This is a genomic window from Desulfobacterium sp. N47, from assembly GCF_051233685.1.
GTDB lineage: Bacteria > Desulfobacterota > Desulfobacteria > Desulfobacterales > RPRI01 > RPRI01.
The window spans coordinates 1-23,152 of record NZ_JBAMMY010000130.1; the positions used below are offsets into that span (position 1 = coordinate 1).

Here is a 23,152-nt window from a genome sequence, read left to right on the forward strand (position 1 = left end):
TTTGGAATATGGTATGGGTCGTCTTGAATCCTGCATTCCGGCAACATAAGCTACCTCCTTTTTGCGGTTGTTCCGGAAAGTATAGCAGATTATGTTGCATTGTACAATATTAAATTAAACTAAATATCGTTGTAGGGTTAATAGTTTTGCGAAACACCCAAACCGTCATGCCGGACTTGATCCGGTATCCGGAACCTAATGGAATTACTGGTTAGCGCTAAAGCTTCACTGCGTGCCCGGCCTTCGCCGGAATGACAAGCGTGGAGTTTTTCAGCTTTTTTAAATGTCTATGAAATATAAATGCGGTTACCCTGGTTTATAAAGAAGATCCCCTTGTTTTTGGCTAATACGTTTGTTAATGTATTACAGTAGTTGTAAAATAATATTACGGTAGAACAGGCAAGCGATAACCCATACTTATAACGCTGAGCAGGAGAATAAAATGGCGAAAAAAACATTAGATATTGAAAAAGACTACCCGAAAAAACAATTCATTCAGAAACTCAGAAGACTTGCCGATTCATTGGAAGAGGACAAAAGATTCCGGATACAAATAGCAGGAGTAAGGGTGAATGTTCCAGGCGATGCGATAATCAATATCGAACATGAAAGAGGCAAAACTGTTGAAGAGATAGAATTTCAACTGAAGTGGAAACTGAAATAAGCTTTTCAACACTATATCATTTGTCATAATAACGTTCCGATTGCCTGTTTGTAATTGGGTATGGGTGCGTTATGCTAAACGGACAAATACTATAACTTTTACCTGGGAAAAGATTAAAATTTGTTGAACAAAATGGCAATGGCTATCCGGTGATAAATCCTTGGGGCAATCTGTAAGCGAGGAAATTGACAGTATTTAGAATGTTCATTAGAAAAGATAAATTGAAATCAAAGAATAAATGAAGCTAAGAGATGAAAAGGTGTAATAAAATGAAGATTACAAAAGTAAAAATAATTCTAATAATTTTATTTCTATTACATTTATCCATTTTTTCAAGTGCTTCAGCTTTTTCTGCCCGTAACCGTGTTTCAGACTCAGGTTCCAATCGTATTGGATCTTATCCGGATGAAAAGAAAACCGGCAATATTTTATCTGAAATATATGATCTTATCTTAAAATATAATTATTATGCCGAAATTGATGATGTCATGCTAACCGGCGCTCTTAAAGGAGTTGAGCAGAAGCTTGGATCTGAAAACTTCAAAATCATAGAAAAGAATCAAAACAGTATTGTTCTGGCATTTGTCAATTCAAGGCTTTCAAACTCACGAAAAGAAATATTTCGCACAAACGCAAAAAAAACAATTTTAGACATTTTTGAATCAACGATTCGTTTCTATCCGGATACGGCTCCTTCAGCGCTTGTTCAATCTATGGCTGATGGAATGCTCGCTTCTTTAGATCCTCACTCGTCTTATTTAAATATCGATGATTATCAGGAACTGAAAATAGGAGCAAATGGAAGTCTTACCGGTATCGGAATCCAGGTTACAGTTAAAGACGATATTTTAACAGTTGTTTCTGCTATAGAGGGGACGCAAGGATATATGGCAGGGCTTAAGGCAGGGGATAAAATCATCAGGATTGAAGATGAATTGACAAAGAGCATGACCCTGAAAGAAGCGGTAAAAAGAATTCGCGGTCCTATAGATAGTAAAGTGACTATATCAGTTCAACGGGATGGATGGCCAGAACCGAAACAAATGAGTATCACCCGTGGGTTGATACCGCTTCTAAGCGTTAAATCTGAAATTATTGATGGAAAATACGGATACATTAAGATTGCCAATTTTCAATCCGATACATCCGATGATTTTAAAAATACTCTTGATAACATCACGGTAAAGACAAGCGTAAAAGGAATTATCATAGATCTCAGAAACAATCCGGGAGGAATATTGGATCAGGTGGTAAAAACTGCTGATGTTTTTCTTGATTCAGGGCCTATTGTCTTTACTAAAAGCCGTGTTGAAATTCAGAATCAAACCTTTAATGCTCATCAGGACAAGGATAATTATAAACTTCCAATCATTATTCTTGTTGATTCGGCAACTGCATCCGGAGCCGAAATATTCACAGCGGCACTTCAGGACTATAAAAAAGCCTTTGTAATAGGTGAAAGAACTTTTGGAAAAGGTTCTGTTCAAACTATTATCCCACTTTCAGACGGATCTGCCATCAGATTGACCACGGCAAAATATATCACGCCAAACAGCAACGAGATCCAGAAAAATGGCGTAATACCTGATCTTACTGTTCTAAATGAAAATAGTGTTGATAAAACCCGTGAGGAAAATCTTCAGAATGCAATGCAAAATGAATATGGCAAGGTTACGGGAGAAAAATTGACAATTCTTGTCGGCAAACGGAAAGAAGAACATGTGAAAAAAGATCCTGTAATAGAGCTTGCCGGTGAAATATTGGAAAGGTCTTCATCCGCCCGTTATCTTGATTTGCTTTTATCAGCAAAACAAATTGCTGCAAAATCAAATAATACCTTAGCCCACAAGGATTTGATAAATGAAAATTCCGGCAAACCGGCTGTTTTGGGTAAAACGGATATTTTGCCTCCTGATATAACCGTTTATGAACCTCTTGTTAAGCGCGGCATTAAAATTATACACACGGACAAGACACTGCTGGTGAAAGGGAAAGTTACGGATGAAAGCAGTATATATGAAGTTTTTGTTAATGGAGTAGAAGCCTCATTGTCTAAAGATGGAGATTTTCTGGCTGAAATAAGATTAGGAGTCGGTGGAAATAACATTAAAATAAAGGCCGCTGATATTTATAATAATGTAGCAGAACGATCCTTTGTTGTAACACGTGAAATGCCCGAATCAGTTATCTCAAATCATTTATCAGACAAAACACCGGTACAGGCAGATTCGAATATTTCAAAAGGCAGATATTTTGCGTTGATTATTGCTGTTGAGAAATATTTATCGCAGGAATTAAACGATTTGGACAATCCGGTAAAAGATGCAAAAGCATTGCATCACATTTTAACGGCCAATTATTCTTTTGAGCCTGACAATACAATATTGCTTCTAAATCCAAATATGACTGAATTGATCGAGGCTTTTGATAAATTGAGCCGTATTATCCGGCCCGATGATAATCTTCTGATTTTTTATGCCGGTCACGGATACTGGGATGAGCGCTTCAGGCAGGGCTATTGGTTGCCCAGCAATGCAAAAAAAAGCAACAGGGCTCAATGGGTATCAAACAGTACTATCCGTGATTTTGTCCGGGGAATTAACAGTAAACACACCTTGCTGATTACAGATGCATGCTTTGGCGGCGGTATTTTCAAAACCCGCTCTGCATTTAAAGAATCATCTCCTGCAATTCAGAAGCTTTACACTATACCAAGCCGTAAAGCCATTACCAGCGGAACATTAAACGAGGTTCCGGATAAAAGTGTATTCGTAGAATATTTATTGAAAAGGCTAAACGATAATTCAAAGCAATATTTATCTTCGGAAGAATTATTTTCAAGCTTTCGGCAAGCAGTAATAAATAACAGCCCGGTAAACCAGATCCCGCAATTTGGTGAGATAAGAGAATCCGGAGATGAAGGCGGGGATTTTATTTTTATCCGGAAATAGCAAGGCTACCCTTAAATGAACCAGGTGATTTTTAGGACAATGAACAAATTTATGCAGCATCCGTTATTACTCTTGCCCCTTTATCCCGTAAAGGATTTGAGCAAGGCTGTTGAATGCGTTATACTGCTGCATGGGTTAGCACGAACTAAAAAATCCTTGTTAAAACTTGAACGCCACCTGGAAAAAAACGGATTTTGCGTGGTTAATACCGGCTTTCCATCACGTAAAAAGACTATACAAGAGCTTTCTGTTGATGTAATACCGGAAGCAATTGAAAAATGTTTTTCCTTTGGTGCAACCAGAATTCACTTTGTCACTCACTCTATCGGGGGCATTCTGCTCAGATATTATCTTGCACATAATAATAAAGTGCCGAGGCTTGGCCGTGTCGTGATGCTCAGCCCGCCGAACAGCGGAAGTGAAGTAGTGGACAAATTGAGAGATATATGCTTGTTTAAATGGATAAACGGACCCGCAGGGGAACAGTTGGGAACCGGGCCTGACAGTCTTCCAAAAAGCCTGGGAGCTGTTGATTATGAAGTCGGGATTATTACAGGCGATAAAACAATTAATCCTTTACTGTCGCTTCTTATTCCTGGGGAAAACGATGGAAAAGTTTCCGTAGAAAGTGCAAAGCTTTGCGGTATGAAAGATTTTTTGGTTGTACATAAAACACACCCGTTTATAATGAACGACAAAAAAGTTCTTTGCCAGATAACAGCTTTTATAAATAATGGGATATTTAACCAAGATTAATCATAAAAGGAGAAAATTATGAATTTGCCTGACTATATTACTGCTGATGAAGTAAAACGAATCTGTAAGGAAGTCGGATTGCGCGACTGGTCCAAAATTACTGATCCAAATGTTTCAAATGAAGAAGCATCCATTATTCTCAAAATTGTTAATAACCAGGGAATGAATATACCTCTTGAAGCTTTTAGAAAAGGTCTGGAAGTTGAGCTTGAACATGGGACAAGATTTGAGGATGCAAATGTAACCAACAATCACCCGATTTTAACCGGCAAGATTGTAATCGCACATCTCAAAGAGACTATGGATTATTATGAAAGGCTTGAGGTCGCTGAAATAGAGGGGTATCTGCTGAAGGCGGTTCTGTCGAAAAACATGGACAAGATTACTTCAAAATATAAAATGCTTATCGAGGCTCAAAAATTGCTGAATCAATCGGTTGCCGATCAGTTGAAAGAATCTGTACAATCTTGATCCGAAATACAAATCATCAGATGCAAAAAAGGACATGCAGCTGATCAAAACATGAGGGTATATGGAAGTTATTTCAGAAGAATTGGTGGATGAATCCCGGCAAGAAGTTGCCATGTTTAATACAAGCAGGATAACAAAAGGAATAAAAGAGCTTTCAAAACAACAGCCGCATTTATTGTCTTTTATGCTTGAACTTACTAAAGATCTTGATCTGGAAGTCAGGGAATTGTCTGTTTATATATTTTACAATGTATACAGAATGTTCAAATTAGGTTATCAAAAGAGGATAAATAAAATATCTTCAAAAGACATTATTGGTTGCTATGAAGATAATGAAAAATTTATAGAAAGTCTGGATGGAACTCATGATAAATTATTAGAAAGAATTACCGGTATCCAGGTTTCTGAGCAGCCGTATGTTATGAAATATGTTGTGGATACACTTGTTGAAGTGCCTGAAGATGAATATCCGATAGAACTTAGTAAAGAAGATGCAGGGTATCTCTTTTTGCTGTTAAAAACAGTAATTGATCTTCTTAACAAAACAACAAATATCTAAAAGGATTTAACGCAAAGAAGGTTTGGATGTGTTCTTTTTCAGCTGATATCTTTGATTAATGCGATTTCATCACAATTGGGAAAATTTACGCAAAGCAGGCAGTCCGACCAGATTTTAATAAGAGGCAGTTCACTTTTATCTATTTGGGTGAATCCAATTGATTCAAAAAACCCTGGTTTGTATGTTAAAGTAAAAACCTTTTCAATTTTATAAAGTTTAGCTTCTGCAAGCACTGTTTCAGCAAGCGCTGTACCTATTTTTTGCCTTAAATAATCAGGATGAACTGCAAGAGATCTTATTTCTGCCAGATATTCCCAGCAGAACTGCAAAGCACAGCAGCCTATAATTTTATCGCTGTCTTTATCAATATAAACAATGAAATCTCTCAGATGATCATAAAGTTTGCTGAAAGGGCGAGGGAGCAGCTCTCCCTTGCTGCTGTAAATCTGAAGAAGATTATGAATTGCCTTTATGTCATCTATTTGTGCTTTTCTTATCATGTACCCCCTTATAGCAATGTTTTTATATTAATCAAGTTATAATATTAAGATGGTATAGGAAAAAGATTTGACATAAATAATTATAAAACTGTATGATATATAAAGATATGTTGATATATATTTTATTTGTAACTTTTTAATGGTGTCGTTCTTATTTGGATTTGTTCATACAGATAATTATATCTGAAATGGCTTTCCATTCATCATGGGTAGTTTAAATAAAAAGGAGATTATTACATGCCTTTAAAGATTACACCCGCCTCTTTTTTAATATTTATTGTTTTATCGTTTTTTATACAAAACGGTTTGGCTGTGGCTCAGCAGGATAACACAGAAGCTGCCGTGGAAAATAATCAAACAATTAATAATGAAGCCGGGCCTGGTATTGTTGATAAACAAGTTGTTGAAAAACTAAATAAAATGACTCCTGAAGAAATCAGCATTCTCGATAAAAAACTTGCTGATGCTCTTGCCCTTTATTACGACAGAGATTTTGCCAGGGCTCTTCCGATTTTTAAGGAAATTGCAAGCACTGCCGAGACTATGGATGTAATGTTCTGGATCGGCACCAGCGCAATGAGAACGGGCGAGAGTGAGCTTGCGGTAAAAAAATTCAAACAAATGCTTTCTATTGATCCGAAGTTAAACAGGGTAAGGCTTGAGCTTGCTGCAACATATTTTAATATGGGACGTTTTGATGAAGCGCGCCAGCAACTCGATATCGTGAAGGCTTCGTCTCCTCCGAAAGCAGTTATGAATAATATATCAAAGATGCTGTCTGCTATTGATAAAAGATCTAAAAAAGTATCCTGGAATCTCAGGGTAGCACAAGGATTCATCTGGGATGACAATATAAATTCAGGCCCTGATATGGATTCATATCAGGTGTTCGGAGGTTTTCTTACCCCGGATAAGCTCACTGCCAAACTGAAAGATGAAGCTTCGGTAACTACTGTAGCAGGAAATATTCTTGTCGATGCGGGAGAGGCAAAAGGACTTATGTGGAATACCTCCCTCTCTTTTTATAACAAAGCACATTTTGATTACAGCGAGTTTAATTTCTTATCAATTGATGTAAGCACCGGACCCTGGTGGGTGGCTCAAAAAGATATTTTTAAACTTCCTGTGGGTTATACGGAAAGAGAATACGGAAACGACCGGCTTTCGTATGCTTTACATGTTGATCCGGAATACGAGCATTATTTCTGCCAGTATTTCAGCTTAAGAAGCCTTTTTTCTTTCAATACGGAAAATTTTTATTCAACCGGCAGATCCGGACTGGATAATGATAGGTACCGCTTTGAAATGGTACCTACTTTTTATCTTGGTAACCGGAAGCATGTTATTTCTCTTACAGCCGGCTATGATTACATGGATGCGGATGATGGCCGATTCACCTATGACGGGCCATACCTTGGTTTGTCATACCTGACAAGGTTTCCCACAAATACCGAACTGTTTTTACAGTATCTGTGGGCAAAGAAAGACTTTGATGAAAAACCTCTGCTTTATAACAAGGGCAGAGATGATAAGCGTAATGGTATAACCGCTATAGTGAGCCAGGGCTTTTTAAAATATTTCTATACCTCATTTGCTTTTACATATACAGATAACAATTCCAATGCCGATATTTATGATTATGACCGCACCACTTACTCTTTAAGCTTAGGCTGCCGTTTTTAATCAGGGAGGAATTTATGAAGAGACACTTATTATTTTTATTGTTCACATTTATAATGTTGCTTGGATGGGCTTGTATATCTTTAGCCGATAACAAAACTGATACCGAAAATCTTCGTGGAAACTCGGTATCTGCCGGTCTTCTTCCTGATGAGCTGAAATCTTTACAAGTTAAAGATTATTTCATTAAAGCAGATGGATTACCGGTTGGAACCATCCGGAAATCCTCCGGCCATGTTGTGGTTGTGCATGGAGATACAGGTAAAGCTTGTTATGTAATGACCGGAGATGCAGTTTATCAGCAGGATGTTTTTTATACCCTTAAGGATTCCCGTTGCCGTATAAGGTTTAAAACGGAAGATATTATAACAATGGGTGAAAACGGAAAAATTGTGGTTGAAGAAGTATCTGAAGATAATGCTTTAAAAGAGAAAAAATCCGTTATAAGTATGCTAAAAGGCAAAGCCATGTTTTATGTGGTGCGTCTATTTAAGTATAAAAGTATTTCGGCCTCTGTGAAGACTCCTACTGCCGTAATGGGTGTAAGAGGTACTAAATTCGGTGTTGAAGTAAAAAAAGCCGGTGAAAAAGTAGCAGATCTTTCGGATAGAAGTCTCATATATCTTGCTGAAAATGGCTCGGATAATTTTGAAACCATAATTCATGGCTTTGACGGTGTAATTGATGTAACTTCAAATGCCGATGGCAGTACAAATAATGTCGGAGCAGGCGAAAGCCTTTTTGTTGACAATCTTGGCGCAGGCAGCGTTGAGCCTACGGATCCAAATATCGCAAATCAATTTATTCAGCAAACTGAAGGTGGCGGATTTATTGTTTCCGGGATTTCCGGTTCCGGTGCAGGGGATACAGGCGATGTGGTTGAAAACATTATAACCACAGTTATCGCAGATTTATCTGTAGTAAGTACCGATAATTATTCTGAAAATTTATCTCAGACTCTAACCGGCTCGGCAATTGATGCAGCCAGCGGACCTGTTAATAAAATTGGTTATTTTACTGCAATGCTGACAGATAGTGTTTCTTCTGCTCAATTTTATAATAGTACTTATACAAGCACTTCCTTGCAGAATCTGGATAACCCAGGCGCAGAAGCCGTTGCCCCTGGCAATTATGTTATGAAAGTGGATGCTTCAAGCGGAATGACTAACGCAAAGTTAACTAATCTTGAAACTTATTTTGATACTATTTCAGGTGCTTATCCTGTAAGCTTTACAGAACTCGGACATAATACATATATGGAATGGGGATACTGGACACAACCTGAGCCTATGAACGGCACTGATTATACATATTATGTTGACAACCGGGGATACTATATGGTCGGAGATCCAACCTCAGCCACTGATATGGCTGTTTTGCAAAACCTTGCAGGCTGGTATTCATATTCCGGGGCTGCTTATGGAACCTCTTGGACAAGTACAGGCGGCTCTAACATGACCGGTTCTTTTGATGCCAAAGTAAGCTTTATGGATGGTATTGTTTCAAATTTTAATCTATCTGTTTCAGATCCGGTGAATGGGCATAGTGCAAGTGTGACAAATGCGGGAGGTGATTTTACAACCGGTGCTCAGTTTGAGCTTAATGGTCCAGGTCAAATCGATGGACAACAACAAGCAAATTTTACCAGTTCAGGATCATTGTATGGGCCTGCCGGGCAAGCCATTGGAGGTGCATGGAGCATCAACTCTGTTTCAGCAGGTGGGCATGCCACCGGGATATATAGCGGAACCAACCAGGGCCCGACAACAGCTCCATAAAAAAGGCTGGTTGGAAAAGAAAACATTTAGTATGATAAGTTATATGTTTTGTAAGCGATTTATTTTGATTTAATTGTAAATATTCCGTCCCAGTTGTTTCCCGGCGGATTGGTTTTATATTCATTGCAGCGGGCCAGCATTGTTTTGCTTGGCCCGTCGCTTATTGTTATATCAAGAGCTGCTATAAAGTGTGATATCGCCTGATCCCAGTTTCTTTTTTTGTATGCTGCAAGCCCTTTTGCATAAAAATCAAAAATATTGCGCATTTTATCATCTACGTCTTCGGGATATCCGGCAAGCTCATAAATGGTTACCGGTTCATTTTTTCCTACCACACTTACCGAGTCTATCTCGCGTATTACTATATTGCTTCCAAGCGCCTTTGCAGTAGTGTCGCTTATTAAGGAATAGAGCCCATAGATTTTGTTAACACTTTCAAGCCTTGAGGCAATATTAACCGTATCTCCCATCATTGTATAGTTCTTTCTGGTTCTTGATCCCATGTTACCCACAACGGCAGGGCCACTGCAAATACCTGCGCGCATTTTAAGAGCCGCTTTATTTTCCTTATCCCATTTTGCTCTTAGATCAACCAGTTTTTTCTGCATCTTAATGCATGCCATGCAGGCGACTTCGGCATGGTTAGGCAGGTCGTTCGGAGCTCCGAAAAAGGCTACGATAGCATCGCCTACAAACTTATCTACCGTTCCTTCATATTCTAAAATAATTTCAGTCATTTCTGTAAGAAACTCATTTAATAATGCAACCAGTTCTTTGGGAGAAAGAGATTCGGATATAGTTGTAAACCCCTGGATATCAGAAAAAAATGCGGTGATTTCACGTTCCTGTCCGCCAAGATCAAGCTTTTCGGGAAATTCTATCAGCTGATTTACTACTGAAGGGGCAAGGTAGGTGGAAAATGCATCCTTTATAAATCTTTTTGTTTTCGTTTCTGTAAAATATTTATAGAGTATCAGACTGATATAAACAGAAATAATTGCAGTAATAGGGTAAACAATATTTAATATCCATCCTTTTTCTGAAAAAAGACACTGGCATAAAAGAATATGCCCTGTAAATAATAAGGATAATGCGACGATACTTGTTATAGCGTTTGTTTTTGGTATTATAAATCCAAGTAAAAGCCCTGCGACAATTATAGCTAATATGTCAAAGATGGTAGCCCAGGCCGGTTGATATATAAAATCCTTTGATAAAATACTGTCAACAATATTAGCATGAATCTCAAGACCGGGGAAAACACCGGAAAAGGGGGTAACTCTTTGATCGTAGATTCCTACAGCTGTTACACCTACAAGCACAATCCTGTTTTTTATAAGATTAAGATCTGCGTTTCCATTTAGTATATCTGTAACCGGAATATGCTTAAAGGTTTTGGCAGGTCCTCTGTAATTGATTGATATACATCCTATTTCATCCGTTGGTATTAAAAGACTTCCTATAGCAATTTCCCCGACACCGTATTCATATATCTTTAGAGAAAGTTGTTTTTCAAGAAAAGCGCTCACTGAAACAAGGGAAAGAGGAGCATAAAGACTATCTTTGCATTTCAAAACAGCAGGAAGCCTTCTGACTACTCCGTCTTCATCAGGAAACATGTTAAAATATCCGGAATAATCAGCTGCACCCGAAATATCCTCAATGTTTGATTGCGGAAATGCAGTTTCTATAAGTGGCGCTTTTTGTGAAGATTTTGATAAATAAAATATTGATTTATATTCGGAAGTCCTGATATTAGACAGATGTTTTCCGATCTCATTTTCGTCAATATGACCGGATGATAATTTATCAGTCTGAAAAAAATATCCAAGCACAACCTTTGCTTTAGAATTATGAATTGCGCTGGCAAGCAGCTTGTCACTGTCTGTCTGAAATTTAAGATCTTCAAGGTATGCTGATAATGAAGAATTTAGGTAGTTGAATGTTTTAATTTTGTTTTGAATATTTTCTATTGTTCTTACAGTGATTTTTTCATCAGCTTCAAGAAATCCTATATCAAATGCTATTACTTTTGCACCTGCATTTGAAAGTTTATTGACAAGGTCTGCCATTTTTGATCTTGGCCAGATCCATATTCCTTCATTATTTATGCTTTTTTCATCAACAACGGCAAGAACAACATTCGAAGATGTAGCAACCGCGCCTCTTGACTCAAATCGCAAATCTATGGTTTTTAATTCCATAAGATCAAGAAAATGGATGCCATACAGATAAGATGCAATTATTGCTATAATAACAAAAACAGAAATTATTACAGAATTCAGCTTTGTTTTATTCATAGGAATATTAGAAGCATAAACCAATCATTAAAAAAATATTTAAATCCTTTCAGAAAGCTTTGGATGTTATTGCACCTTATGCAATATGTCAATATTGATGGAGTAACAGGATGAACTTGTTAATATGGTAAATAAAAGCCAAAAGCGGACTTGATCTCTGGTCCTAAAATGTCTTGAATCTGTTCGGCCAGGCAGAAGTTGCCTATTTTTTTGTAAGTATTTCATAACCGGCTATTATATCGAGAAGTTCCGAAGTTATTGCGTCCTGGCGTTCGCTGTTGTACAATTCGTTGAGGTTTTTTATCCGCTCGTCGATATGTTTTTCGGCAGCTTCCATTGAAGTAAGCCTTGCCGCACTTTCGGCAGCAAGCGATTCAACAAACGCCCGGTAAAGTGACACATATAAAAGGTTTTTGATAAGCACGGCAAACAGCTCTTCTTTCGGCATTTTAAACATCGGAATTGACCGCGAGCGCCATTTTTTCTTCCTGAGCCCTTCAAGATAATCCTCATCAACAGGAAGCAGCATCACTTTTACAGGTTCATATGACAAACTTTCCGGAATCAGTCTGTTGTAAAAAAGGGCCACCCTATCAACCCCTTTTGCAGTGCGCCATATATCTATTCTGTCAAGCAGATTCCGCAGCACGGATTCCACACCGGCAGAAAGAGTAGCCGGAAAAGGCAGCCAGTCCCAAACTCCATCAAGCTTTGCCAATACCTTTTCTCCCACAGTCATAATCAATGCTTTTTCCGTGCCTATACTATCTGTGGCAAAAGCAGCCATCTGCTCGTTAAACTGCCCGCATAAACCCATATCCGAACCAAATATTATCGCACCCAGCTTGTCTTGAACAGGAAGACGCTTTTCTTCTTTTGTATTAACCGACTTTAATACGACCTGCAGGCCCAGTTCAATTGTGTTACCGTATGCCTGAAGTGAATTCAGCTTCTTTTCATGCTGTCTTATGCTGACCGCTGCAAGTATCTTCATCGTTCTGACTATTGAACGCAAAGATTCGGTGCCGCTTATTTTATTTTTTATCACCTCAAGAGACTGCATATATATCCGTTAATTCAAAGCAATTACGGCTGGATATAAAATCCAGCTCTACAAAATATATTCCGTAGGGCGGCATTTTTTATATGCCGCCAAGTTTATTATTTTCATAGCAAAAACCATTAAAGGTGTGGTTAAATTGTATCCGGAAATTCAGGTCAATTTAACTCGTTACTATGGCAGAGGCTTCCTGTGCCAGTAAAATTATGCTGAGCCTGTCTTTATCTTCAAGCGTTTGTCCACTGTTTATCTTGTCTACTATATCCGGCCGCTTATTTTCCATATCATCCCTTATCTTTTGAGCTGCTTTCTTTATATTTTCAAGCGGCACTCCGTCTAATGAACCTGATGTTACCGCAAGCAACATCCCAATCTGTCCGGGCACAGAAAAAGGCGCATACTGCGGCTGCTTGAGCATTTCCCTTATACGATGCCCCCTCTCAAGAGCTCTGCGTGTTGCCTCATCAAGCCTGGTACTGAAACGCTCAAACACTTCAAGTTCCTCAAATTGCGCATATGATATTTTAAGATCTCCCGCCACCGATCTGTACACAGGCAACTGAGTGTGTCCACCGACACGCGATACGGATTTGCCTATATCTATCGGAGGAAGTACTCCCTCCTGAAACAGCTTCGGCGAAAGGTAAATCTGTCCATCGGTTATTGATACTAAATTAGTCGGTATATATGCGGCTATATTCTGAGCCTCGGTTTCCGCAATCGGAAGAGCCGTAAGCGAACCGCCGCCTTTTTCCTCTGAAAGATGAGTTGCGCGCTCAAGCAGGCGGGAATGTATATAAAATATATCACCTGGAAAAGCCTCTCTCGCAGGAGGTCTTCTGAGCAGAAGAGACAACTCCCTGTAGGATCGCGCATGACGGCTGAGATCATCATATACAATAAGAACATCTCTTCCTTTTTCCATGAAATATTCTGCTATCGATGTGGCTGAATAAGGAGCTATAAAATTAATGCCGGGTGGCTCATCGCTTGAAGCAACAACTACCGTAGTATATTCCATCGCCCCGTATTTTTTCAGATCCGCCACCACTTTTGCCACCGCAGATGTCTGCTGTCCGATAGAACAATATATACAAACAACCCCGCTGTTTTTCTGATTGATAATTGTATCAATGGTTATAGCGGTCTTTCCTGTTTGCCTGTCGCCCAAAATCAGTTCTCTCTGCCCTCTGCCAATTGGTATTAATGCATCTATGGCAACTATACCGGTATGCAGTGGTACAGTCACAGCCGCACGATCCATTATTGAAGGCGACTCTCGCTCTATGGTATATCGCATTGTCGTTACAGGCTTTTCCATACCGTCAAGCTGGTTTCCAAGAGGATCTACGACCCTCCCAAGCATAGCTTCTCCGACAGGCACATCCGTTACCCTGCCTGTACGTCTGGCCTCCATGCCTGCTTCAAGTTCTTCACTTCTGCACAGTGTAACTACCAAAACTTCATCAGGCTCAAGATTAAAGGCTATTCCCATACGGCCTCCCGGAAACTCCACAAGCTCGTCAGACTTTACTCCCGGCAAACCGCTTACCCTGACAATACCTCTGCCCACACTCGTTATATTACCTGCTTCTTTAATTGCAAGCTCTGCCGGATACTGATCAAGTGTTTTTTCTGCTGCTAAAAACATCCTGTCCAGTGTGCCTGTTAAGCTTTTTTTTTCATTCATGCTTGCCTTTGGCTTCATATTTCTTTCGGATGTATAAACACACCTTCGAGTTCTTCTTCCAGTTCCTTCAGATAATCCTCAATGCTCCAGGAAATCCTGTAGCCGTCAAATTTGAGTTCTATCCCACAGTGAGCACCGGTTTGCTTTTCAAAGATTGTCTTGCAACCAAATTTTTCTTCTACCTCATCCGATATTTTTTTCTTGTTATCATCCGAAAGCTCAAAAGAAGATATTACCTTTAGCTGTGAGCCGGTTTTTATCCATCCGGCGGCTTTCGAATTTTCAAGAGCATGGATTTTTTCAACAAATACCGAAGATATCCTCTTTTCCAGCTCAACACCGCTAAGATCCTTAAGTACCTTATCTGCGAGCAGGCAGACAAAATCACCGCTTTTTACGCGCAAAGCTTCAAGAAACCTCTGTTTTTCATCCTCTACATCATCAAGCCATATCTGTCTTGTTTTCCGGACATCGTTTTTTGCAGCGGATATCAATTGCTGTTTCTCATCTTCTGCTGCAGCTCTGGCTTTGGCAAGCATTTCATTTCTTTTTTCTTCAATCTCTTTCTTTGCAACTATGCTCTGCGCCACCAGCTCGGCAGCATCTTTTTTACTCTTTTGTGCAGCAGCAATATTTTCGCTTATGCCCCTCTCGCGTTTGTCCATAGCAGTTTTAACAGCCTTGAAAAAAAACTTGTTCAGCAAAGCTACGAGTATAATAAAATTTACAATCTGCGCAAAAAAGGTAAATAGATCTATTTTCATGCTATTTCGCCCCATGTGAAATGGCATAATTCCAGAAAGGGTTTGTAAAAATAAGTATTACCGCTATAACCAGGCAGTAAATTGCCAGCGATTCTATCATGGCTATACCTATAAAAAGATTTCTTGTGATAGTGTTTGCTGCATCAGGTTGCTGTGCTATTGCTTCAAGCCCCTTCATGATTGCCATCATCTCACCTATAGCAGGCGCTATTGTGCCTATCGCTATTGCACCTGAAGATGCTATTATCGAAACCACCGCTATTATTGTTATACTATCCATTCCAACTACCTCCTTCTGCATGCATGGTATTGTCAAAGCAGAGACATTAGAACTTTCGTCTCTACGATTAATGTTGTTTTCCGGAAGCTGCCGAACCCACGAAAACAGTTGCCAGTATAAAAAATATATATGCCTGTACAGTCCCTATGATTATTCCGAATATCTGCATTACTACAGGCACAAAAAGCGGAACCAGAACCAGCAGTATCCCTGCTATGAGAGTTTCGCTCATAATATTTCCAAATAACCTTACGGAAAGAGATACCGTGCGCGTAATCTCTCCAAGTATATTAAATAAGATCATAAATACCGATGGTTGTGCATACTCTTTCAAAAATCCCCATACTCCTTTTTTCATAATCCCGAATACAGGTACAGCAAAAAACACACATATGCTGAGAGCTGCAGTTGTCGACAGAGATGCGGTAGGTGGGTGGAAAAGAGGAACGACTTCCATCAGATTGGCGGTTAATATAAACACAAAAAGAGTTCCCAGAAAAGGAACAAGCGGCGTAGGATCAGAGCCGGTCACATCTTTTATCTGTGACGATATAAGCGTATAAATAGTCTCAAGAATACTCTGAAAGCGCGATATTTTAGGCCCTGATGAAAGTTTTCCGGTGATGGTCCATGAAATCAGGCACAATAAAAGCATTATTACCCATGTGAAAAATATCGTTGCGTTTATTGGAAACACTCCGGCCTTAAAAAATATTATTTGATCAGGATTCATATCCATCTTTGCGCATCCTTATTGTCTGATAAATATTTCAGCAATATGGCTCTTGTTGTAAAAAATCCGCTTGTACTTGCAATAAGCCCGATTATATCTGCAAAATATGCTGCTGCTGCAAAACATGCGCTGCAAAGCACAATACGAATTATATAGCTGATAATAAACGTCATAGCCGCTTTTTGGGACCTGGCTGTTTTTATCACGGATTTATAAAGGATATAAAAATAACATGCCGCAGTCAGTGATCCGGCAGCAAAAGCTGCAACAAATAACAATGCCATTGGCCTGTAGTTAAAAATTTCCTGCATCATGATTGATCGTTTCCCCGTGATTTTTTTTTCTTTCCTTCAATAGTATTTTTAACCCATAAATAAGCATTGAAACATCCTGCCCCCAGCCCTCCGAACATCAGCATGATGGTCCAGGAATAATTTGACGGATAATGTTTATCAATCCACATGCCTGCGGCTAAACCCAGCATCATGGGTATTATAATCGACCAGCCTATGATGCCCAGCATGCCTGACCATGTGATCGTATTTAAATCCGATTCTTCGCGCGCTTTTATTTTTAATGTCTCTTTTTCGCTGACACGCTTTGCAAACTTTTTCCCATAATCTTTTTTTCCGCCGCTATTCATTTCAGCTCCAGAAAACGTCTCGCAAAATCAACCTCGAGTTTTGCCAGTATTGAACGCGCCCTTTTCTCGTGGTTATCCAGAATCTCAAAATTTTCTTCAACCGCCCGTTTAAGGCTGCCAAGACCCGCGCCTTCTATTACGCCCCGGACGGAGATAAATACTTCCCGGTCTTTTTTTACCAGCAAACCCTCATCAACAGCCACAAATACCTCTTCACCTCCGGTGAGAGTATAAAAGAGTATTCCCGGAACAATAGCTGCAACATAGTCTATATGTCCGGGCAAAAGGCAAAAATATCCGTTTACTCCCTCAATAATTATTTTTTCAACTTCTTCTTCCGAAAAGATTTCTCCGGGTGTAAAGATGTTTAGTTTCATATTTTTTTTGCCTCCCATATACCGCCAATCATATAAAGCGATTGTTCGGGATAATCGGCATACCCGTTATTAAGTATCTTTTCACAGCCATCAAGAGTATCTTCCAGTGTAACCATCTTTCCCTCAAGCCCCGTAAATTGTCCGGTGGTGAAAAAAGGCTGAGTTAAAAACCTTTCAAGCCTGCGGGCTCTGTGAACCGTATTTTTATCGTTCTTGGAAAGTTCTTCCATTCCGAGCATTACAATTATATCTTTAAGATCCTCATATTCCGCAAGAGTCTGCCTGACTGCACGGGCAGTATTGTAATGCCGTTCTCCGGCTATGCCGGGTGTCAGCATCTTTGAACGTGACTGCAAAGGATCTACAGACGGATATAGCCCCTGAGTCGTCATTTTTCTTGATAAAACAATCGATGAAGACATATGGCCGAAAGTATGCACAGCGGCAGGATCGGTAAAATCATCAGCAGGGACATAAACAGCCTGAATAGAAGTAATGGCGCCTGCTTTTGTACTGCATATACGCTCTTCAAGCTCGGCAAGCTCGGTTGCAAGCGTTGGTTGATATCCCACACGGGAAGGGATCCGGCCTATTAATCCTGAGACTTCCGAACCAGCCTGAACAAAGCGGAAAATATTGTCTATAAGCATAAGCACATCCCTGTGTTCATCGTCTCGAAAGTACTCCGCCATTGTAAGCGCCGTATGTCCTACAAGAAATCTCGCGCCGGGCTGTTCGTTCATTTGCCCGAACACCAGAACCGCCCTGTCCAGCACACCTACCTCGTTTATCTCTCTGTAAAGTTCTTCTCCCTCCCGGCTGCGTTCTCCAATTCCGCAAAAAACACTTATTCCTTTGTGCACACTGGCCATATTATGAATCATTTCCATAATAAGCACGGTCTTGCCAACACCTGCTCCTCCGAAAAGACCTGCTTTTCCGCCTTTTTCAAGCGGGGCGAGTAAATCGATAATTTTTATTCCTGTATGAAATATTTCGGTATTTGTTGTTCTTTCGGATATGCTTACGGATTTTTTATGGATAGATCTCAGTTTGTATTGCTTAAGTGCTCCTTTTTTATCAATAGGATCACCAAAAACATTAAACATTCTTCCAAGAAGGTCGGCACCCACCGGAACAGATATCGGTCTGCCTGTATCTAACACCCTGTCTCCTCGAGAAAGACCGCGGGCCTGTGTTATAGCAATACAGCGCACCGTCTTTAAATTTATATGCTCCATTGTTTCAAGCGCTATTTCTCCATCATTTCCGGCAGTAAGCATATTGTATACGGCAGGAAGCCCGTTTTCAAAACGAACTTCGATCACACTTCCTCTGACGGCAATAATTCTACCATCTAAAAGCGGCAAACCTCTTAAATCTTCTGCCATTACTTACCTCATCTGAATATCAAGGGAGAATATCCAACAGCAATATATCATAAAATTTTAAAATTTGAGATTTGTTAGGATAATATCAAACAACGAGCATCAATTTGCACTATGCTATATTCGTTGCTCTTTTTAATAATACTTTTTGACATTATATATCTCAACCCTGTTTGAATTACAACAAGAGTAGTAATCTCCATATTATGATATTATTATAACGCGGTTGCAATCCAATTTTTTATAACTATTCGGATTTAGCTAATTGATCATATTGATTATATTACAATATCTCATAATCCACACAAAATATTACAAACCTTTAAATGATAGCGGGTAAAACAGGTTGTTTGAAATGCCATAATGATGAATTTTAAAAGATTTGCTTACATTATCATACCGTTTATCTTCCTTCGATCTTCATTATTCCTTGTTCTATATTTGATATTCAAATTACTTTCATGCAGTTGCTATATATTAATTAACTTAGCGCTTATGCGAGGTATGCCACCTTCTCTATTGCTCTTCCAGGTAGATATGCATCACGCACAGATTGCAGTCAAATGAGAGCCGGTAATTCCTGTGATTATCGGTCAGCCTTAAGGGCTCTTTCAGAGAAATGGCTTTGGGGGTATGCCGCGGGCATGCGTCAAGCTGATGGCGGATGCAGTAACGGGTGGTCATAATCCTTTTTCCTGTCGGATTTCCACCGGCCTCAAGGGCAGGTTCGCTGACTACCGTTCCATGACGGGCGTAGAATCTTTTGGCTTGTTGGTTTAATACATTGGCTTGAAAACCCAATGTTGTTTCAGGATAAGACGCTGTGTTGGGAGAAAAGACCGCTGTTTTTCTCTGATATCGTTTCACGCGGATCTGATCCAGCAATTGCAGTGCCTCCCGTCGCAGGCGATTGATGATGCTGAGAGGCAGAAAGCCCGGATGCTCGGGACTTACGGATAATTCTTCGAGTTGATAAATTGTATTTCCGACACTGGATAGCTGCCCAATTATCCGGTTTCCGGCGGTCTCCGGATTTCGGGCTACCTGATACAAGGTTTCGATGGTTGCTTTGGCCTGGTTACCATCTTCGTCGGTCACCTCAAGGGCAATCATGGTATCACTTTGCTGAAACCAAAGAGATATTCCTACCCTCCGAACGGAAGAGGACATCTCCAGCATCCGGAGAAATTCATGGTCATGGTTACGATAGAGTTGTTCTCCCATCTTAAGCTCTTCCATGGTGTTGGGATAAATCCGGTCTCTGTCTACCCGGTTGACTCTGAATCCGGATAAAACGCCTGAGGGTGTAAAAAAGCAAAGACCATCTCCGTTTCTTATCCGATCCGTATCTATGCGAAAAAATCCCTTGCCCATCTCCGTAACCTTGCCGACACATTTTCCAAGAGATTTCGAGGTATCAATGGCGCCGACTTTTTCTATCCGGCCAAAAAGGAAATGCCGGGTATATCCGCGGTTAAAAGTTTTGTCAGGATCAGGCTCAAATCCTGCGCTTGTTTTCCCTGAACCGGCACGGCAGTATTGGGGGTTATTTAAAATGAACCGGTCGATTTCCCGGCTAAAGGCAGCAGTTATATTTTTTACATACCCAGCATCCTTGTAACGGCCCTCGATTTTAAATGAAGTAATCCCGGCTTTTACCAGATCGGGGATTAAGCCTGTCAGGCTCAGATCCTTTAAGGAAAGCAGGTGTTTATTTTCCAGTATTTTCTTGCCGTCTTCATCGCTCAGGGTATAGCGATGCCTGCATGGCTGGGCGCAGACACCGCGATTTGCGCTTCTTTTGGCAATGGCCTGGCTCATGTAGCATTGTCCGCTATAGGAGACACACAAAGCGCCGTGTACGAAAAATTCAAGCTCAACCTTTGTCTGGTTACGTATTATTTTAATTTCCGCAAGCGAGAGTTCCCGGGCCAGGATGACACGGCTAAATCCCACTGCCTCAAGAAACTTTACTTTTTCCGGCGTGGTATTATGCATCTGGGTACTGGCGATCAGTGGGATAGGTGGAAGATCGAGTTCAAGCAATCCCGCATCCTGAATAATGAGTCCATCAGCTCCTGCATCATATACTTGCCGGGTCAGTTTCAGTGCTTCAGGGAGTTCCTGATCGGTCACAATGGTATTAAGAGCTACATAAACCTTTGCAGCAAACAGATGGGCATACCGGATCAACTCAGCAATGTCTTCGATGGAATTTCCGGCGGCAGCACGCGCGCTGAAGCTGGGGGCGCCGATATACACTGCGTCAGCGCCATGATCAATGGCTGCGATGCCGATTTTAACATTTCCGGCAGGAGAAAGCAGTTCCAATGGTATGATCATGAACAGGCTCCGTTAACAGATGCCATCAAACTGTACCCGGGCCAAAAGGCTTGCAGGAATTTACGATAAACTGCCGGATAATCTTCTTTGCCTGATCGATATTAGAATACTCGGCTGTAATGATACCATCGCTTCCGGCAATCATTGCGGAAAGCCGTTTTCCGGTTTGCGGCCGGTATAGGGATAAAACCGGTTTACCCAGTGCACACGCCAGGCCCAGTTCATAGCCGACCCCCAGAGATGGGAGAGTCACTTCCGCTACTATCAGATCACAGGCCTTCAGCCATGCAATATCCCTGTCATGAATGGCCCGGTCATTCGGACCATCATCGCCATCTTCGGTAAGTCCCGTATCCCCGACATGTTCGGTTAGCACTTGCCCGAAATCACGAAGAAATTTAATCATCTCATGATACAGCAAAGCATCGCTGCGTCCGCCACGGATTGCTCCTGCAAAATATATTTTCAGGCTTTGATTGTCATTTGAGACATTAATATTTTTCATTTCTTCATTCCATTAGCATAAAGCACTATCCTAAGACAAGGGCATCCTGGCAAGAAGCTGTCTGAAGAGGCCGGGATTTTTTATCTTTGCCTCTGTGCTTACTTATCCCTGGATTTTTTTGTATTCTTTATTCCTTTTTAATTTTATCCATCCAAACCAGAACAACCCTGCAAGGGCAAATATAAAATAGCATGGAAATCCGATCAATGATTTAATAAATACAATATCTTCAAGTTCGTGACCGGATAATCCGGGCAGGACATGTGATGTCCGTTTGCGCAAATAAGCCAGTAAACCAGCATATAACAAGCCCATAACGCCATAGGCAAGGTTGAAAGACAAACCCTTAAAACTCAGTACGGTTGCCCGTTGTTCTGATGCGGTCAGGGGATTTAAGTAATAACTTTGCAGATAATTATTTATATATATAACGCAAAACAGGAGAATTGCCGGAATCAATCCGTAAAAAGGGATCATCATCAACATGCCCGCCAAGCCGGCAATGCAGAGGACGCACATGATATTTATATTGAAAAGCTGGGTATGTGTCTGCCCCATTTTCCGGGCTATTTTCGGGATAAAAAGCCCAAAAGAAGAGACTATGGCGGAAATCAATCCAAACGACGCCTCAGGTAGATGAATAAGCCTGTAATACTCGCTGGTTAAGGTGATGATTATTCGGATCCAGTGATCAAAGAACATACCGGCCAGAATGATCATCAGAACAAACGGTGTTTGCAATATCCATCGCCCGGCTTTCAGCGTTAATTTGAATGCTTCTTTAACCGGTTTGCCCGCTTTCGTCCCGGCAATTCGCCTATTGGCTTCAATACTGTCTGATTCCAGCATTCTAAGTGAAACCGCAAGCGTACCTAAAGCCATCGCCAGCGTCATATACAGCGGAAACCGCATGGTTATCCCCTGATTTAACTGAATCTGCAAACCTATAAAATCCGCAGCCTTTTGCATTAAAACCGGGTCGTAAACCAATGCCCCCAGGATCATAGCCACCATTTGTACCATGGCGCCAAACCGCATCTGAATCTCCAGGACTTTCGGCCATTCATCAGAGCGATCCAGTTTTTTCAGTGTATCATAGGCAATAGCTTCATCAGCTCCGCTTGCACAGGCCTCCGCCGAACCGCTCAATATCCGGTTGGCCAGAAATATGGCAAACAGAAGCGTAATATTTCCACGGGGAGCAAAACAAAGCAGCGATATTTCAACGACCATAATAGCTGCACTAGTAACCAGCAGATTACGGCGGCCGATAATATCCGCCATGGCGCCTGAAGGAACTTCCAGAAGCACAATGCTTATTGCCCAGGCCACGTTGAGCAATGCAAACTGTTCAAGGCTTAATCCGAAATCCAGAAACAGAATAGCAAACACAGGATAATAGAAGCGGGTATTAAACATTATCCGAAACAGGATAAACAATCGAATATTACGGATTTGCAGAAGGGGTGTTTGATTGTGCAACAGAATTTTCCTTAAAATCTCCTTTTCCGGGTATGCGTTCATCTGGCAGATTTTTGGTAGACCTGCAAGAAGTCCATCATTTTTTTTACAGATTGTAAAATAAATTGACATAATTATTTTTTATTATTGCAAAAGTTCAATATGGTTATTATTTCTTTATTTAAAGAGTTACGTCTTATTATCTGCAATTCATCCAATGGCACATCCTTTGCTGATTATCAATTATAA

At 40.4% G+C, this 23,152-nt stretch carries 21 protein-coding genes; 7 read left to right on the plus strand and 14 right to left on the minus strand.

Annotated features, from left to right (window positions below; all coding sequences use genetic code 11):
- The first annotated feature begins 442 nt into the window (after nt 1-442).
- From VXK47_RS08000 to VXK47_RS08020, 5 genes are all read left to right on the plus strand, one after another.
- Nucleotides 443-664 carry an amphi-Trp domain-containing protein gene (locus VXK47_RS08000; RefSeq protein ID WP_435548248.1) on the plus strand — a complete coding sequence of 74 codons (222 nt, stop codon included), beginning with the start codon at nt 443-445 and terminating at the stop codon, nt 662-664.
- A gap of 269 nt (nt 665-933) precedes the next feature.
- Nucleotides 934-3,615 (plus strand): S41 family peptidase, encoded by a 2,682-nt coding sequence (locus VXK47_RS08005; protein ID WP_435548249.1) that lies wholly within the window; start codon nt 934-936, stop codon nt 3,613-3,615.
- Nucleotides 3,616-3,654: 39 nt separating this feature from the next.
- Nucleotides 3,655-4,371: an esterase/lipase family protein gene (locus VXK47_RS08010; protein ID WP_435548250.1), complete on the plus strand. Its 717-nt coding sequence runs from the start codon at nt 3,655-3,657 to the stop codon at nt 4,369-4,371.
- A gap of 18 nt (nt 4,372-4,389) precedes the next feature.
- Nucleotides 4,390-4,842: a DUF5661 family protein gene (locus VXK47_RS08015; protein ID WP_435548251.1), complete on the plus strand. Its 453-nt coding sequence runs from the start codon at nt 4,390-4,392 to the stop codon at nt 4,840-4,842.
- Nucleotides 4,843-4,903: 61 nt separating this feature from the next.
- A complete protein-coding gene (locus VXK47_RS08020) occupies nt 4,904-5,401 on the plus strand; it encodes a hypothetical protein (protein ID WP_435548252.1) in 498 nt (165 codons plus the stop codon).
- Between the two features lie 38 nt (nt 5,402-5,439).
- Here the strand turns inward: VXK47_RS08020 and VXK47_RS08025 are convergent, their stop codons facing one another.
- Nucleotides 5,440-5,901 (minus strand): N-acetyltransferase, encoded by a 462-nt coding sequence (locus VXK47_RS08025; RefSeq protein ID WP_435548253.1) that lies wholly within the window; start codon nt 5,899-5,901, stop codon nt 5,440-5,442.
- Between the two features lie 237 nt (nt 5,902-6,138).
- Between VXK47_RS08025 and VXK47_RS08030 the strand changes: the two genes are divergently transcribed.
- On the plus strand, nt 6,139-7,584 hold the full coding sequence (locus VXK47_RS08030) for a surface lipoprotein assembly modifier (protein WP_435548254.1): 1,446 nt from the start codon (nt 6,139-6,141) through the stop codon (nt 7,582-7,584).
- 14 nt (nt 7,585-7,598) lie between these two features.
- Nucleotides 7,599-9,359: a FecR domain-containing protein gene (locus VXK47_RS08035; protein ID WP_435548255.1), complete on the plus strand. Its 1,761-nt coding sequence runs from the start codon at nt 7,599-7,601 to the stop codon at nt 9,357-9,359.
- A 59-nt stretch (nt 9,360-9,418) separates the two neighbouring features.
- Here the strand turns inward: VXK47_RS08035 and VXK47_RS08040 are convergent, their stop codons facing one another.
- From VXK47_RS08040 to VXK47_RS08100, 13 genes are all read right to left on the minus strand, one after another.
- Nucleotides 9,419-11,659: a CHASE2 domain-containing protein gene (locus VXK47_RS08040; protein ID WP_435548256.1), complete on the minus strand. Its 2,241-nt coding sequence runs from the start codon at nt 11,657-11,659 to the stop codon at nt 9,419-9,421.
- Between the two features lie 202 nt (nt 11,660-11,861).
- Nucleotides 11,862-12,722, minus strand: a complete 861-nt coding sequence (locus VXK47_RS08045; protein ID WP_435548257.1) for a F0F1 ATP synthase subunit gamma — start codon at nt 12,720-12,722, stop codon at nt 11,862-11,864.
- A gap of 160 nt (nt 12,723-12,882) precedes the next feature.
- Nucleotides 12,883-14,409 (minus strand): alternate F1F0 ATPase, F1 subunit alpha, encoded by a 1,527-nt coding sequence (locus VXK47_RS08050; RefSeq protein ID WP_435548258.1) that lies wholly within the window; start codon nt 14,407-14,409, stop codon nt 12,883-12,885.
- 14 nt (nt 14,410-14,423) lie between these two features.
- Nucleotides 14,424-15,173, minus strand: coding sequence for a F0F1 ATP synthase subunit B family protein (locus VXK47_RS08055; protein ID WP_435548259.1), 750 nt, complete (start codon nt 15,171-15,173; stop codon nt 14,424-14,426).
- Nucleotide 15,174: 1 nt separating this feature from the next.
- Complete coding sequence (locus tag VXK47_RS08060) at nt 15,175-15,453, minus strand: F0F1 ATP synthase subunit C (protein ID WP_435548260.1); 279 nt, start codon at nt 15,451-15,453, stop codon at nt 15,175-15,177.
- Nucleotides 15,454-15,520: 67 nt separating this feature from the next.
- Nucleotides 15,521-16,186 carry a F0F1 ATP synthase subunit A gene (locus VXK47_RS08065; RefSeq protein ID WP_435548261.1) on the minus strand — a complete coding sequence of 222 codons (666 nt, stop codon included), beginning with the start codon at nt 16,184-16,186 and terminating at the stop codon, nt 15,521-15,523.
- Entirely contained in the window at nt 16,183-16,500 is a 318-nt protein-coding gene (locus VXK47_RS08070) for an N-ATPase subunit AtpR (protein WP_435548262.1), read from the minus strand. Before VXK47_RS08070 ends, VXK47_RS08065 begins: the two co-directional genes overlap by 4 nt.
- Nucleotides 16,497-16,829: an AtpZ/AtpI family protein gene (locus VXK47_RS08075; RefSeq protein WP_435548263.1), complete on the minus strand. Its 333-nt coding sequence runs from the start codon at nt 16,827-16,829 to the stop codon at nt 16,497-16,499. Before VXK47_RS08075 ends, VXK47_RS08070 begins: the two co-directional genes overlap by 4 nt.
- Nucleotides 16,826-17,206 (minus strand): F0F1 ATP synthase subunit epsilon, encoded by a 381-nt coding sequence (locus tag VXK47_RS08080; protein WP_435548264.1) that lies wholly within the window; start codon nt 17,204-17,206, stop codon nt 16,826-16,828. The genes VXK47_RS08075 and VXK47_RS08080 overlap by 4 nt, the downstream gene beginning before the upstream one ends.
- A complete protein-coding gene (gene atpD, locus VXK47_RS08085) occupies nt 17,203-18,597 on the minus strand; it encodes a F0F1 ATP synthase subunit beta (RefSeq protein ID WP_435548265.1) in 1,395 nt (464 codons plus the stop codon). The genes VXK47_RS08080 and atpD overlap by 4 nt, the downstream gene beginning before the upstream one ends.
- Before the next feature lie 513 nt (nt 18,598-19,110).
- On the minus strand, nt 19,111-20,937 hold the full coding sequence (locus VXK47_RS08090; RefSeq protein ID WP_435548266.1) for a peptidase U32 family protein: 1,827 nt from the start codon (nt 20,935-20,937) through the stop codon (nt 19,111-19,113).
- 25 nt (nt 20,938-20,962) lie between these two features.
- A complete protein-coding gene (locus VXK47_RS08095; protein ID WP_435548267.1) occupies nt 20,963-21,442 on the minus strand; it encodes a nucleoside 2-deoxyribosyltransferase in 480 nt (159 codons plus the stop codon).
- Between the two features lie 102 nt (nt 21,443-21,544).
- Nucleotides 21,545-23,035 (minus strand): MFS transporter, encoded by a 1,491-nt coding sequence (locus VXK47_RS08100; protein ID WP_435548268.1) that lies wholly within the window; start codon nt 23,033-23,035, stop codon nt 21,545-21,547.
- Nucleotides 23,036-23,152 lie beyond the last annotated feature (117 nt).

Coding starts and splice junctions, on each gene's coding strand:
- VXK47_RS08070 (WP_435548262.1), bottom strand. CDS start 16,500: ATGATGCAGGAAATTTTTAACTACAGGCCAATGGCATTGTTATTTGTT.
- VXK47_RS08055 (WP_435548259.1), bottom strand. CDS start 15,173: ATGAAAATAGATCTATTTACCTTTTTTGCGCAGATTGTAAATTTTATT.
- VXK47_RS08095 (WP_435548267.1), bottom strand. CDS start 21,442: ATGAAAAATATTAATGTCTCAAATGACAATCAAAGCCTGAAAATATAT.
- atpD (WP_435548265.1), bottom strand. CDS start 18,597: ATGGCAGAAGATTTAAGAGGTTTGCCGCTTTTAGATGGTAGAATTATT.
- VXK47_RS08025 (WP_435548253.1), bottom strand. CDS start 5,901: ATGATAAGAAAAGCACAAATAGATGACATAAAGGCAATTCATAATCTT.
- VXK47_RS08065 (WP_435548261.1), bottom strand. CDS start 16,186: ATGAATCCTGATCAAATAATATTTTTTAAGGCCGGAGTGTTTCCAATA.
- VXK47_RS08060 (WP_435548260.1), bottom strand. CDS start 15,453: ATGGATAGTATAACAATAATAGCGGTGGTTTCGATAATAGCATCTTCA.
- VXK47_RS08080 (WP_435548264.1), bottom strand. CDS start 17,206: ATGAAACTAAACATCTTTACACCCGGAGAAATCTTTTCGGAAGAAGAA.
- VXK47_RS08020 (WP_435548252.1), top strand. CDS start 4,904: ATGGAAGTTATTTCAGAAGAATTGGTGGATGAATCCCGGCAAGAAGTT.
- VXK47_RS08050 (WP_435548258.1), bottom strand. CDS start 14,409: ATGAATGAAAAAAAAAGCTTAACAGGCACACTGGACAGGATGTTTTTA.
- VXK47_RS08005 (WP_435548249.1), top strand. CDS start 934: ATGAAGATTACAAAAGTAAAAATAATTCTAATAATTTTATTTCTATTA.
- VXK47_RS08090 (WP_435548266.1), bottom strand. CDS start 20,937: ATGATCATACCATTGGAACTGCTTTCTCCTGCCGGAAATGTTAAAATC.
- VXK47_RS08100 (WP_435548268.1), bottom strand. CDS start 23,035: ATGTCAATTTATTTTACAATCTGTAAAAAAAATGATGGACTTCTTGCA.
- VXK47_RS08030 (WP_435548254.1), top strand. CDS start 6,139: ATGCCTTTAAAGATTACACCCGCCTCTTTTTTAATATTTATTGTTTTA.
- VXK47_RS08045 (WP_435548257.1), bottom strand. CDS start 12,722: ATGCAGTCTCTTGAGGTGATAAAAAATAAAATAAGCGGCACCGAATCT.
- VXK47_RS08040 (WP_435548256.1), bottom strand. CDS start 11,659: ATGAATAAAACAAAGCTGAATTCTGTAATAATTTCTGTTTTTGTTATT.
- VXK47_RS08015 (WP_435548251.1), top strand. CDS start 4,390: ATGAATTTGCCTGACTATATTACTGCTGATGAAGTAAAACGAATCTGT.
- VXK47_RS08010 (WP_435548250.1), top strand. CDS start 3,655: ATGAACAAATTTATGCAGCATCCGTTATTACTCTTGCCCCTTTATCCC.
- VXK47_RS08000 (WP_435548248.1), top strand. CDS start 443: ATGGCGAAAAAAACATTAGATATTGAAAAAGACTACCCGAAAAAACAA.
- VXK47_RS08035 (WP_435548255.1), top strand. CDS start 7,599: ATGAAGAGACACTTATTATTTTTATTGTTCACATTTATAATGTTGCTT.
- VXK47_RS08075 (WP_435548263.1), bottom strand. CDS start 16,829: ATGAATAGCGGCGGAAAAAAAGATTATGGGAAAAAGTTTGCAAAGCGT.